Source organism: Shimia sp., from assembly GCF_965227725.1.
In the GTDB taxonomy this organism is placed as follows: domain Bacteria; phylum Pseudomonadota; class Alphaproteobacteria; order Rhodobacterales; family Rhodobacteraceae; genus Shimia.
Genome location: NZ_CBDDGH010000001.1, coordinates 1 through 12815, shown reverse-complemented (window position 1 = coordinate 12815; position 12815 = coordinate 1). Strand labels below are relative to the sequence as shown.

14 protein-coding genes are annotated in these 12815 nt (G+C 59.2%); 9 read left to right on the top strand and 5 right to left on the bottom strand.

Annotated elements, in window-relative coordinates:
- The first annotated feature begins 48 nt into the window (after positions 1–48).
- From ACO07T_RS00070 to ACO07T_RS00060, 3 genes are all read left to right on the top strand, one after another.
- Complete coding sequence (locus ACO07T_RS00070) at positions 49–1011, top strand: TRAP transporter substrate-binding protein (RefSeq protein ID WP_422047720.1); 963 nt, start codon at positions 49–51, stop codon at positions 1009–1011.
- 82 nt (positions 1012–1093) lie between these two features.
- A complete protein-coding gene (locus ACO07T_RS00065; RefSeq protein WP_422047719.1) occupies positions 1094–1618 on the top strand; it encodes a TRAP transporter small permease subunit in 525 nt (174 codons plus the stop codon).
- A gap of 1 nt (position 1619) precedes the next feature.
- Positions 1620–2921: a TRAP transporter large permease gene (locus tag ACO07T_RS00060; RefSeq protein ID WP_422047718.1), complete on the top strand. Its 1302-nt coding sequence runs from the start codon at positions 1620–1622 to the stop codon at positions 2919–2921.
- A 21-nt stretch (positions 2922–2942) separates the two neighbouring features.
- On the opposite strand, the gene ACO07T_RS00055 is transcribed toward ACO07T_RS00060, so the two are convergent.
- Positions 2943–3449: a winged helix DNA-binding protein gene (locus ACO07T_RS00055; protein WP_209061649.1), complete on the bottom strand. Its 507-nt coding sequence runs from the start codon at positions 3447–3449 to the stop codon at positions 2943–2945.
- A gap of 179 nt (positions 3450–3628) precedes the next feature.
- Here ACO07T_RS00055 and ACO07T_RS00050 point away from each other — a divergent pair, with 179 nt between their 5' ends.
- From ACO07T_RS00050 to ACO07T_RS00040, 3 genes are all read left to right on the top strand, one after another.
- Positions 3629–4015, top strand: a complete 387-nt coding sequence (locus ACO07T_RS00050; protein WP_422047717.1) for a carboxymuconolactone decarboxylase family protein — start codon at positions 3629–3631, stop codon at positions 4013–4015.
- 194 nt (positions 4016–4209) lie between these two features.
- Positions 4210–4728 carry a sigma-70 family RNA polymerase sigma factor gene (locus tag ACO07T_RS00045; protein WP_209062073.1) on the top strand — a complete coding sequence of 173 codons (519 nt, stop codon included), beginning with the start codon at positions 4210–4212 and terminating at the stop codon, positions 4726–4728.
- Entirely contained in the window at positions 4725–5360 is a 636-nt protein-coding gene (locus ACO07T_RS00040) for a ChrR family anti-sigma-E factor (protein WP_209061645.1), read from the top strand. The genes ACO07T_RS00045 and ACO07T_RS00040 overlap by 4 nt, the downstream gene beginning before the upstream one ends.
- A gap of 9 nt (positions 5361–5369) precedes the next feature.
- On the opposite strand, the gene ACO07T_RS00035 is transcribed toward ACO07T_RS00040, so the two are convergent.
- The 3 genes from ACO07T_RS00035 to ACO07T_RS00025 form a co-directional block, all read right to left on the bottom strand.
- Positions 5370–6293 (bottom strand): AEC family transporter, encoded by a 924-nt coding sequence (locus ACO07T_RS00035; RefSeq protein ID WP_422047716.1) that lies wholly within the window; start codon positions 6291–6293, stop codon positions 5370–5372.
- A gap of 69 nt (positions 6294–6362) precedes the next feature.
- Positions 6363–7088, bottom strand: coding sequence for an SDR family NAD(P)-dependent oxidoreductase (locus ACO07T_RS00030; RefSeq protein WP_422047715.1), 726 nt, complete (start codon positions 7086–7088; stop codon positions 6363–6365).
- The gene (locus ACO07T_RS00025) at positions 7085–7861 is read right to left on the bottom strand and encodes a DUF1365 domain-containing protein (protein WP_422047714.1); all 777 of its coding nucleotides are present in this window, start codon (positions 7859–7861) and stop codon (positions 7085–7087) included. Before ACO07T_RS00025 ends, ACO07T_RS00030 begins: the two co-directional genes overlap by 4 nt.
- 162 nt (positions 7862–8023) lie before the next feature.
- On the opposite strand from ACO07T_RS00025, the gene ACO07T_RS00020 reads away from it, so the two are divergent.
- The 3 genes from ACO07T_RS00020 to ACO07T_RS00010 are packed head-to-tail and all read left to right on the top strand — an operon-like array spanning position 8024 to position 11252.
- Positions 8024–9394, top strand: coding sequence for an NAD(P)/FAD-dependent oxidoreductase (locus ACO07T_RS00020; protein ID WP_422047713.1), 1371 nt, complete (start codon positions 8024–8026; stop codon positions 9392–9394).
- Positions 9395–9399: 5 nt separating this feature from the next.
- A complete protein-coding gene (locus ACO07T_RS00015; protein ID WP_422047712.1) occupies positions 9400–10662 on the top strand; it encodes an MFS transporter in 1263 nt (420 codons plus the stop codon).
- The gene (locus ACO07T_RS00010; protein ID WP_422047711.1) at positions 10662–11252 is read left to right on the top strand and encodes a DUF3833 domain-containing protein; all 591 of its coding nucleotides are present in this window, start codon (positions 10662–10664) and stop codon (positions 11250–11252) included. Before ACO07T_RS00015 ends, ACO07T_RS00010 begins: the two co-directional genes overlap by 1 nt.
- Before the next feature lie 107 nt (positions 11253–11359).
- Here the strand turns inward: ACO07T_RS00010 and ACO07T_RS00005 are convergent, their stop codons facing one another.
- Positions 11360–12514, bottom strand: coding sequence for an MFS transporter (locus ACO07T_RS00005; protein WP_422047710.1), 1155 nt, complete (start codon positions 12512–12514; stop codon positions 11360–11362).
- Between the last annotated feature and the right edge of the window lie 301 nt (positions 12515–12815).

The following is a 12815-nucleotide window of genomic DNA, read 5'->3' as shown; positions in this document are numbered from 1 at the left end:
TGTGAGCGTCAGATTCGACGTTCTGCAAAAACAGGGAGCACCAAAACAATGCGCAAAATCACATTTGCCGCCGCCGCCATGGCCTGTGCCACAATGGTCCACGCCGAAGGCTGGGATATGCCGACACCATATGGCGACAGCACATTCCACACACAGAACATCATGCAGTTTGCCGATGATGTGCGCGCCGCCACCGACGGCGGGCTGGACATCACCATCCACTCCGCAGGCTCGCTGATCCCGCACGCGGAAATCAAAAATGCCGTGCGCTCGCGTCAGGTCCCACTGGGTGAGTTTTTCCTGTCGCGTCTGTCCAACGAAGATCTGGCCTATGGTCTGGACAGCCAGCCGTTTGTCGCCACCAGCTATGATGACGCGCGCGCCCTTTGGGAAGCGCAAGAGCCGGTTGTGACCGAGCTTCTGGCAGAGCAGGGCCTGATGCCGCTCTTCTCCGTGCCATGGCCTGCACAGGGTCTTTATACCAATGGCGAAATCGCCACCGTTGAGGATCTGAACGGCCTGCGCTTCCGCGCCTATAACGCCGCATTGGAAGAGTTCGCCACCCTCGCCGGTGCCGCGCCTGTGCAGGTTGAGGCGTCCGACATTCCGCAAGCCTTCACCACCGGTCAAGTTGCTGCGATGATCACCTCACCCTCCACCGGCGTGAACTCCACCGCTTGGGATTTTGTGAGCCACTACAGCCCGATCAACGCCTGGGTGCCAAAGAACATCGTAGTGGTGAACAAGCGTGTGTTTGACCGTCTGGATGCGGACGTGCAGGCCGCGGTTCTGGCCGCAGCAGACACGGCCGAAGCCCGCGGCTGGGAAATGTCCGCCGCTGAGGCCGACGCCAAAACCGCCGAACTCGCCGCCAATGGCATCACCGTCTATGAGCCAAGCCCGGCTCTGGTCGAAGGCCTGCAGGGCATCGGTGCCAAGATGCTCGAAAACTGGAACGCAAACGCTTCCGACGCCGCCAAAGCGGCGCTGGCGGATTATTCCAGCAAGTAAGCCCCATAGCGAACCGGCGGTGCTTGTCATCGCCGGTTTTCATATGTGGCGAACAAGACCAGACCATACAGGAGGGCAGGGCGTGAGCAGAGCTTTGGACGGAATTTACCGGGCCGCCGGATATCTCAGCGCCATGCTGATCTTGGCGATCTGCCTTCTGGCCAGTGCGCAGATTGTACTCAATGGCATGGGGCGCGTGATGCCCGGTGTGCTGCCTTCCACCATTCCCTCTTATGCGGATTTCGCGGGCTTCATGCTGGCGGGGGCCACCTTTCTGGCCATGGCCTACACCCTGCGCTCAGGCGGCCACATCCGGGTGACGCTGTTTGTGCAGCGTATGGGGCGCCGCGCGATTGTCACGCTTGAAGCGATCACGCTTTTGGTGGCCATCGGCTTTGTCGGCTATGCGCTTTATTTCAGTGGCGCGCTGGTGATGGAAAGCCTGCATTACGGGGATGTTTCCAACGGCATCATTCCGGTGCCGCTCTATCTGCCCCAAGGCGTGATGACCTTTGGCATCGGTCTGCTGTTTCTTGCGCTTGTGCAGTCCTTGGTGGAACTCATGGCAACCCGCAAGCCGGTGCTGCACGCCGCGGAGGAGATGTGACATGGCCGATCCAATGATTGCCGCGATCCTTTTGGGGCTGATGCTGGTTTGCCTCGCCGCTGGGCTCTGGGTAGCTATGGCGCTGGGCGTTGTGGCGCTGGTGGCGATGACCGCCTTTTCCAACGCCCCCGCCGGACTGGTGCTTGCCACCACGCTTTGGGGGCACTCCCACAGCTGGGCGCTCACCGCTCTGCCGCTGTTTATCCTGATGGGGGAGATCCTGCTGCGCAGCCGCTTGAGCCAAGATATGTTCTCAGGCCTTGCCCCATGGCTCACCCGCGCGCCGGGGCGGCTTTTGCATGTGAACGTCTTTGGCTGCGCGATCTTTGCCGCCGTCTCGGGCTCAAGCGCGGCCACCGCCGCCACCATCGGCCGCATGTCTGTGCCCGAACTCACCAAACGCGGCTATCCTGAAAGCCTGATCATCGGCACGCTCGCAGGCTCCGCCACCTTGGGGCTGTTGATCCCGCCCTCCATCATCCTGATCGTCTACGGCGTGGCGACCGAGCAATCCATCGCGCGCCTCTTTGTGGCGGGCATCTTGCCGGGCTTTATGCTGATCGCGCTTTTTGCCGGCTACGTCGCTGTGCGTGCGTGGATGAACCCGGCCCTGATCCCACAAGAGGTGCGGGATTTCCCGCTGCGTGAAAAACTCGCCGCCTCGCGTAATCTCATCCCCGTGGCCCTGCTGATCATCGGCGTGATCGGCTCGATCTACACTGGGCTTGCCTCGCCAACAGACGCAGCCGCGCTGGGCGTGGTGCTGGCCACAGTGCTGGCTTGGGCCTCCGGCAGCTTCAGCGTGAAACTCTTCATGGAGGCGCTGCTGTCTGCCACCCGCACCAGCTGCATGATCGCCTTTATCCTTCTGGGTGCCGCCTATCTTTCCGTGGCCATGGGCTTCACCGGCCTGCCGCGCAATCTGGCGGCTTGGATTGGCGCGATGGAGCTCTCCGTGCCCGCCTTGTTAGTGGCGCTGACGCTCTTCTTCATCGTGCTCGGCTGTTTTCTGGATGGTATCAGCGTGGTGGTACTCACCACCTCCATCATCATGCCGATGATTTCTGCTGTGGGCATCGACCCGCTGTGGTTTGGCATCTATCTGGTGATCGTGGTGGAGATGAGCCAGATCACACCGCCAGTGGGCTTCAACCTCTTTGTCATCCAAGGCATGACCCGGCTCGACATCCTGCGCATCGCCAAAGCGGCCTTCCCGTTCTTCCTGCTCTTGCTGCTGGGTGTGCTGCTGATCTGTGTCTTTCCACAAATCGTGACCTACCTGCCTGAGCTGATGAGCCGCTAAACCTACGGCCGCTTCGCTCAATCAAAGCGAGGCAGCCGCCCGGCTGGCCTGATCATACTGCCCGGACAGCGACCGCAGTGAGGCCGCAATCTCGCGCATCTCTTCGCCGGAAATATCCAGCCGTGGCAACCCGTCGATAAAGCACCGATTGCGCACCACGCGGTAGGCCTCACAGACGTCTTTGCCCTCGGCTGAGGTGCTGTAAAATACCTCTTTGCCGCGTTTCTCCGATTGGATCAGCCCAAGCTTCAAGAGCTTCTTCAGCGCATAATTGACCGTATGGCTGTCCTCAATGTTGAGCAGAAAGCAGATGTCTGTCAGCCGCTTGTCCTTGTCGCGGTGATTGACGTTGTGCAGCGCCAGAATCTCCAGCGGGGTCATCTCAGGATGTCCCGCCGCCGCCATACACCGCGTCATCCAGCGCGAAAAAGCGTTGTAGGCGATGATCATCCCGTACTCGACCTCTGAGGCTTCCCAGCCATCCCCCTCAGCGAGGTGACGGGAGGAGACGATAGGGCGTTTTTCCATGGATTTGACCAATCATATCAGCGTTACGTCAGTAAATTGATAGCATAATCCCTCGGATTTGCGAGGGAAACCCCGTGGTTCCGCCTCAGCGAAACAAAGCGTTTGGGGAATCCGCCTGTCGCCCGCTATTCAAAAAGCACCGCGCATTTTCGCGGGAAATTTGGAGGAAAGGGCAGAGGATGAGTTTGGACAAAGAGATGTTTGAAAAAGGTCTGGCCGCGCGCAAGGCGACGCTGGGGGCCGAGTATGTTGAAAAGACGCTGGACGGCGCAGATGATTTCAACCGCCCATTTCAGGAGGCCATGACCGCATGGTGCTGGGGCTTTGGCTGGGGCGATGACACCATTGACGCCAAGACCCGCTCGATGATGAACCTGTCGATGATCGCGGCCCTTGGCAAAATGACCGAATGGGAAATTCATCTGCGCGGCGCGCTTACCAATGGCGTGTCGGCAGAGGAGGTGCGCTCCATCATTCATGTGATCGGGATCTATTGCGGCGTGCCGCAATCGCTGGAGTGTTTCCGCGTGGCGCGGCGCGTTCTGGAAGAAACCGGCCATATCTGAAGCATCGCGCTGAAAAGACGCCAGAAAAAATCCACCACGGGGGTGATCCGTCTTTTAAGCCCCCGCGTATTGGGGATATGGTGAGTGCAACACTTGATATTTCCCGCAATCGGGCGAAAGTCCCGGTAACGCGACCAAAGGAAAGGCAGCGCGTGACGCAAGCCAGAGCGGAGCCCTCACAAGAGACTCAGTGGATGATCGCTGTGCGCGATCACCGCGACAAAGCCGCATTTTCGCGGCTGTTTGATCACTTTGCCCCGCGTTTGAAGGGCTTTGTGATGCGCAATGGCACCTCTGCGGCGCAGGCCGAAGAGATTGTGCAGGATGTGATGCTGACGTTGTGGCGCAAGGCCCATATGTTTGATCCGCATCGTGCTCAGGTGTCCGCTTGGGTCTACCAGATCGTGCGCAACCGTCAGATCGACGTGGCGCGCAAAGAAAACCGCCCGATGCCGGAGGCGCTGAAGGAAGAACCTGATGCGGAGCCGGACGCCAGCCAGATCCTGGCCATCGAGCAAGAAACGGGACAGCTGCGGGCCGCTTTGCAAAAGCTGCGGCCTGAACAGCGGGAGGTGATTGAGCAGGCCTATCTTGGGGAGCTGACCCATCAGGAGATCAGCACAAAAACGGGCTTGCCGCTTGGTACTATCAAATCGCGCATCCGCCTTGGATTGCAGCGTCTGAGACACGAATTGAAAGACCTGAGTGAATGACAGCCATCAGCCATCATATCCCAGAGCCCATGTTGGCGGCTTACGCGGCGGGCAACCTGCCGCACGCCTTCTCCCTTGTCGTGGCCACCCATATATCGATTTGCGCGGAGTGCCGTGCTGTGGTCGAAGCCCATGAAGCTGTGGGCGGTGTTGTGGTCGAAGACAGCGGCGCGGTCGCCGTATCAGCGTCCATGAAAGCCGACCTGCTGAGCCTTCTGGATGATCCTATTCCAGAGGCCCCCGTCTATGCGCGCAGCGGCCCCTATCCGGGTCCAGTTGTTGAGGCGCTCAAAGGGCGTGAGCCTCGGTGGAAGAAACTTGGCATGGGTGTGCGCCAGGATATTCTCGCCGAAGACAAGCACGGCAGCGTGCGTCTGCTCTATATTCCGCCGGGACAGGCGGTGCCCGATCACGGCCACAACGGGTTGGAGCTGACACTGGTGCTGCAAGGCAGCTTCACCGATGAGACCGGCTTTTTCGGGGTTGGCGATGTGGAAGTCGCGGATGAAACGCTGGAGCATACGCCGATAGCCGGAGCCGGAGATGCCTGCATCTGCCTTGCCGCGACGGATGCCAGGCTGAAGTTCAACGCCTTCGTGCCGCGCATGTTGCAGCCGATCTTCCGGATTTGACGCACCAGTTCATCCTCCGATGATCACCCCTGCCAGCAGTGGCAGGACGATCAGCGACAGGATCGTCTGCCAGGACAGGATATCCGCATAGAGATCGGCATTCCCCCCCATCTGTTTGGCAATAATGTAGCCATTGGTGGCGGGGGGCACCGTCAGGATAAACACGCCTGACAATGTCTCAAAGCTGCTGAGTTGCATCACCTGCGCACATCCCAAAAACAGCGCTGGGCACAGCACCAGCCGCAGAGCGACACCTGCAATAACATCGCCTGACACATGCATCAGCCGTTTTGCAGACAGCGCGGCCCCCACGGTCAGAACGCCAATGCCAATGGCGGCGCGGCCAATAATATCAAGCGTCTGAAGCACCGTGTCTGGCAATGAAATGTCGGTCAGGTTGATCGCAAGCCCGATGACACAGCCCTGCACAAGCGGGTTCTTGGCCACCTGCACGCTCACAGACCGGATCGAAGCAACCGCGCTGCCGTAATGGGCCAGAACAATGATGTTGCCGATGTTGATCAACGGGATCAGCACCGCCATGCCCGCCGCAATCAACACCAGCATCTCCCCTCCCAAAGACAACTCCGCTGCGGCCAATGCAATGAAGGCGTTCCAGCGGGTTGTCGTCTGGACCAACGTGGTGAAATCGGGGTTTGGCAGGCGCGCCTCACCGCGCAAATGGCGATAAAGAAACACGGCAAGTGTCGCCAGACAAAGCGTGGCAATCACCGCGCCCAGCATGCCGCTGATCTGATCAAGCGACAGGTCTGATTTCGCAATCGAATGTATAAGCACCGCGGGAATGAGCAGCCGGAAGCTCAGCGTCTCAATACCCTTCCAGCCCTCTTTGGAGATGGTGCCGGTCACCGCCAGCACATAGCCGCACAGCAGGGTCAGAAGAATGGGGAGAAAGGCAAAGGCAATGGTCATCGAAAGCGCCGCAGAAGGGGAGTGTTGTGTGCCCTTCTGTCGTAAAAGTGGCGCTGCTGTAAACGCCTTTCACTTCCCGCGATAAATCAGCCAATCCGGTAGATATTGCAGCAAGCGGATCACCCAGGAAAACGGCCTTGGAAAATCGGTGCGGAAGCGGCGCGATGTCATTGCTCGCAAGATATGATCTGCGGCCGCATCCGGTGTCATCAGCATGGGCATCTTGAACGCATTCTTGTCGGTCAGGCGTGTCTTGATGAAGCCCGGATTGACCAATCGCACCGTGATGCCAGTGCTCTTGAGGTCGTGGCGCATGGTTTCCGCAAGGCTCACCAAGGCGGCTTTGCTGGCCCCATAGCCGATGGCATTGGGCAGCCCGCGATAGCCCGCGAGGGAGCCGACAAGCGTGATGTCGCCCGCACCCCGCGCGGTGAACCCGGGCATGAGCGCGCCCAAGACACGCATCGCGCCCATGAAGTTGACATCGGCCACGGTCAGCGCGCTGTCAGTCTCCCATTGGGTGGCCGCCATCGGCTCATAGGCGCCTGCGTTGTAGATCACCCCGTCAATCTCACCCACGGATTTGGCGGCCGCTTTCACCGCCTTGCCATCTGTGACGTCCAGCATCAGCACCCGCGTATTGGGCAGCTTTGCCGCCAGTGACGCAAGTCTTTCACCATTGCGCGCTGACACAATCAAATGCGTGCCTTCGCCGCTCAGCTTCTCGGCCAATGCGCGGCCCAAGCCTTCACTGGCCCCGATGAGCCAGAAAGTTTTGCCGGAAAACGCGCTCATTGGTTCTGCGCCGGGGCGGGGATATTGTCTGACAAGAGGGCTTCGGGCGCGGGTTGTTTCTTCAGGAATGGCGCGCGTTTTGCCCACAGGATCGCAGCCTGCCAATGGATCAGAGCGACCACCCGCGCCGCACCAAGGGGCCGGCGCACAGCCGCCCAAAGCAGGCTTGCGTTGCTTGCGGGTTTGCGCGGGCCAAAGAGCGTGGCAATCACACCCTGATCCCCGTTTTCATAGGCAATGCGGATGTTCAGCGCGTCCGCACTGAACCCGAAATTGAAGCGGTAGCCGCCTTCGATCTTCTGGAACGGGGACACATGCATGAGTTTCTGGGCATGCATCTGGTCTGAGGCCGCAATTGGGCGGAAATCGTCATGGGCACAGAAATAACAGTGCCGGTCCCCAAAGGTGTTGTTCACCTCAGCCACAAAGGCGCAGGGCTGATCGTCGATCAAGGCAATCCAGAAACTGACCGGATTGAAGTGAAACCACAGAAAGCTTGGCTGTGTGAGCAGCACCAGCCGCGCGTTCTCTACCGGAAAGCCACGGTCGCGGAGCACATGTTTGAACCAATCGACCCCATCACCCGCGCCACGCGTCCCTCCATGGTGACGATCCCAGATCGACCAGAGGTTAAAGCGGTTGCGCGACAGGAGGGCAGGCTTGCGGCGCTCAGAAAGGTCGGTCAGGACAAAATCCACGCCATAGCGAAAGGCGTTTTTCAGCTGTCCTCTGCGGGCATGTGTGGTGTGGCCCTGTATGTGCTCTATCGTCATGGTCCCTTTACGCTTTTGCCTGCGTCACAGATCACACAGGTCAGGGTTTTCTGACCTTTTAAAGCGCCCGCGCTGTTGAGCGAGTTTTGCATGTCATTGAGAGTGAACCAAGGTTTAGTTCGCCGCGTATCTGCTTTCAAACGATCAATAAATGAGGGTTTCATGTTCGATCAGTCGATGAATGCACGCCGCAAGATTGCCATTGTCGGGGCCGGTATCTCAGGCCTCTCTGCGGCCTATGCTTTGTCGGAGCAGCATGATGTCACCATTTTTGAGGCCGAAGGGCGTCTGGGCGGCCACGCCCGTACAGTGCTCGCGGGTCTGAACGGTGATCAGCCGGTGGACACAGGGTTCATCGTATTCAACTACGCCACCTATCCCCATCTGACCCGCCTGTTTGATGAGCTGAACGTGCCGGTTGCCAAAAGCGAAATGAGTTTTGGGGCCAGCATCGACAATGGCTGGCTGGAGTATGGCCTGAACTCCTTGGGGGCGATTGCCGCGCAAAAGCGCAATCTGCTGCGGCCCAAGTTCTACGGAATGATCGCGGACATTCTCCGCTTTGGCAAACGCGCAGAGGCCGCCGCGCAGGACGACGACAAAACCATCGGTGAGCTTGTGGATGAGCTGAAGCTCGGCCAGTGGTTCCGCGAGTATTACCTCATGCCGATGTGCGGCGCGATCTGGTCCACACCGATTGCCGAAGTGGATCAGTTCCCGGCGCGCTCGCTGGTGCAGTTCTTCAAGAACCACGCACTGCTGGCGGGCAACAAACAACACCAGTGGTACACGGTGGATGGCGGCAGCATCGAATATGTCAAACGGCTGGAGGCCGCGCTGGTCACACGCGGCTGTACCATTCGGCTGAACGCCCCCGTGGAGCATGTGATCCGCGGGCTGAACGCCGAGCGTGGAGTGCCGGGCGTAACGGTCAAGGCAGCCGGCAGTGAAGCGCAGAGTTTTGATGAGATCATTCTGGCTTGCCACTCTGATCAGGCGCTGCGCATTCTTGGCAAAGACGCCACCGCAGCCGAGCGCAAGGCGCTCAGCGCTATTCGCTATCAGCCCAACCGCGCCGTGCTGCACCGCGATCCGGCACTGATGCCAAAGAACCGCAAATGCTGGTCAAGCTGGGCCTACCGGTCTCAGAACGGGGCGATTGGTGTGACCTACTGGATGAACCGGCTGCAAAACATCGACACCAAGGACCCTCTGTTTGTGACGCTCAACCCGACGCAGGAGATCGCTGAGGGCGCCATCTATGATGACGTGAGCTTTGCGCATCCGGTGTTTGACAAAGCGGCTCTTGTGGCACAGCGCGAAATCCGTGAACTGCAGGGCCACAACCGCACCTGGTTTGCAGGCGCCTATAACCGCCATGGCTTCCATGAAGACGGCATCGACAGCGCCATGCGTGTGGTGGCGCAGCTGAGCGCCCAGCAGGAAGCCGTGCAAAACGCCGGTGCGGCGGCAGCACAGGTTGGTGAGGCCGAACGCGCCGCCAATGCTGTTCTGCTGCGTGACAGCGCATAAACCCAATGTCTGAAGCGGCAGTCATAGAGCAAACGCGCGGCCTCTATCCGCGCGTCAGTCTTTATGCGTTGATTCTGGCCGCCGCAGGCATTCCGCTCTATATCCATTTGCCGCGCTATGCCTCGGTGGAACTTGGCATAGGTCTGGCCACGCTTGGTGGTCTTCTGCTGGCGATCCGTTTGGTTGATCTGGTGCAGGACCCGCTGATTGGCTGGGCCATAGACCGCTTCCCGCGGTTTCAACTTGGCTTCGCGCTGCTGGCTGTCGGCGGGCTGTCCGTAGGCTTCCCGTTGCTGTTCACCCGCGCAGAGGCGCTGGCGCAGGGCGGTATGGGCGCACTTGCGGCGGTCTTGGTGCTGCTGTTTTCGGCCTATAGCCTCGGCATGATCCTGCTCTACGGCCGCAGCGCCACCCTCGCACTTACGCCGACACCGCCCGAACTGATGCGCATTGCCGCGTGGCGGGAGGCAGGGATGCTCGCGGGCGTGATCATGGCCGCGCTGCTACCAACGCTTTTGGTCGCCATGGGCGCGGCCGGTTCTGGCTACGGGGCCTTTGGCTTGACGCTTGGGGTGGCTGCGCTGTTGGTCGGGCTGCTCACACGGCCGATCTGGCAACGTCCGGTGATCCAAGGCGCGCGCTTTTCGCTGGCGGATTTGACACAGGCAGGCGCCACCCGGCTGATCCTGCTCGCGCTGGTCAACAGCCTGCCGGTTGCCATCACCTCAACGCTCTTCCTGTTCTTTGTCGAAGACCGCCTGCAGCTCGCCAATGCCGCCGGGCCGCTCTTGGTGCTCTTCTTCCTCAGCGCCGGGCTCAGCGTGCCGCTCTGGGCACGTGTCGCTGCGCGTCTGGGCGGGCGCAAAACGCTGCTGATCGCCATGCCCCTGGCCATCGGCGGCTTTGTTGGCGCAGCCTTTCTGTCAGCAGGCAATCTGGCGGGCTTTGCCCTCATCTGTGTGGCCTCCGGCGCGGCATTGGGTGCGGATATGGTGATCCTTCCGGCGCTCTTCTCCGTATCTCTCACAAAGGCACGTTTGAGCGCGTCTTTGGCCTTCGGGATATGGTCTTTTGCCGGAAAACTGGCACTGGCTCTCGCGGCGTTTCTGGTTTTGCCAGCGCTGCAAACCAACGGGTTTGTGCCCGGAGAGACCAACACGCCCGAGGCCCTGAGCGCGCTCAACATCGCATATGCGGTGGTGCCCTGTGTGTTGAAACTTGTGGCGCTGGCGATGGTGCTGGCCCTTCCTGCCGAGGAGGCAGAGTGATGAAACTACTGACTGTATTGTTGATTTTGGCATTGGGGCTGACCCTTGGCGTGGTCTATCTCAAAGGCCGGCTGTTCAGCTTCCGCTCTCAAGAGCCCTCTGACTATGCCGAACTCGGCCCTTTCATCTCGCTCAAAGAGCACCTGAACGGCCCCATCCTGTCAGAAGGGCTGATCTACGGCCCCAACGGACGTGTGGCCAACAGTTTTGTGGCCCGTATGGAAGGCAGCTGGGACGGCGACACCGGCACCCTGAAAGAAGCCTTCACCTACTCCAACGGCAAACAGCAAAACCGCCAGTGGAACCTTACAATCGTGGATGACACCACCTTCACCGCCACCGCTGATGACATCATTGGCGTGGCCAAAGGCAAGGTCTCCGGCGCCACCATCCGCATGGATTACACCATCGTGCTCACCGAGGAAGCGGGCGGTCACAGCCTGAACGTGACGGACTGGCTCTATATGACCGAAAGCGGCGTGATCATGAACCGCTCAGAGATGCGCAAGTTTGGCATCAAGGTTGCCGAACTGATCGCCACCATGCGCCCGCAGCCCGAGGAAGAAGAACGCAGAGAGGCGGCGGAGTAGGGGGACGTTGGTGGTGGCTTCTTGTGGACAAAGCGCCAATGTGTTGCATTTGCACCGATGTCCGCTTTCGTGTGGATCATCAAACAAGCTCTCGGCTTGAAGTGTTCTCATTTCTTTATGGAGCCAAATGCAATATTCGCTGCGACTGTCGCCATGAGCAGAGCCAACGCACCTAATGGCAGCGCCCAAAGTCCCAAATTGATTGCTAGCGAGCTAGCTATTCCTGAACCAAACGCAATGCCAAGGTAACTTGCGGACGAATTCAATGCGAGTATGAAACCGTGATGTTCGCTGGAAACCAAACCCACAAGACGGCTTTGTTGGGGCGTTGCAAACAGAGTGCCCATGAAAGCGCATCCTGCTAGTGCTGCTGCTGCTAGATATGGCGTAAGATCGATAAGCATCAGCGAAAGAGACGCAGCAAGACCTGCAAAACTCACCCAAACCAGTGGACCGGGCCCAACTCGATCTGATAGCGCCCCAGCCACTGCATTTCCCGCGACACCAAGAACCCCAAAAAGAAGAATTGCGATTGGAAGTCCGCTATCGCTGACTCCAAACTGCTGTCCCAGGAGTTCCCCCATCAGGGCATAGATCGCAAACTGCGTTGATAGCATTCCCACCGTTCCCAAAAGCAGAATTGCAGGAGCAATGATCTTCACGTCGTCTAGCGCCTCTCTATTTCCGGGACTTGCTATACCGGTGTCACGGGGCATGAAAACAGCGGCCAATACGACAAAGAGGATCGCGGCTAAACCTATGCCCCAAATGGCACCTCGCCATCCAAGCATTAGCGTGAGCCAGGTCGCAATCGGCACTCCTCCGACGGTTGCGAGGGTAAATCCCGCAAAGACAGTGGCTAAAACCGAGCCTCGACGATCAACGGGTACCAGAGAGATGGCAAGCGCCGCGCTGGTAGGAGCAATGAGAGCACCACCAAATGCTGATGCTATGCGTGCATAGAGAAGCGTGCTGAACGAGGTCGCCATCGCTGACCAGATTAGTGAGGCTGCGAGAATGCTCGCTCCTGCGAGGATAAGCGCTCCAGGCTTGAAGCGCCGTCCGAGGGTGAATTGCGCGATGGGTGCGGCCAAAGCAAAAGTTGCCGCAAATGCCGTCACAAGCCATCCGGCGTCAGACGGGTCTACGGCCAGATCGCGCGTCAGCGCTGGTCCCAAGCCCAAAATGCTGAGCGACGTCGTGCCTATCACAAACATTCCCAACGCGAGAATCCAGGGCACGCGTTTGCTGCCTTCTATCATCAGTATTTCCCTGTTCTGAAAAGAGGTTTTTTAGAAATCTCGGGTGAAGATACACACATTGCCATCAGATAGAATCCGTCATTCGTGCAAGGCGCAGCATCTGCCAAAATGGACACGTAGCGGAACTAAAGCGTCCATCTGGCCCCTCACTCCGCGCATATCACGAGCACTTACCTAATCCGCAAACGCTCAATGTTCTCCCGGTGCCGCCAGATAACAGCCATGGCGAGCGCCAGTGACAGAAGCAACAGGCTGCCGCAGCCCCGAGCAAAACACACGCCTGAGCCTCAACACATTGATA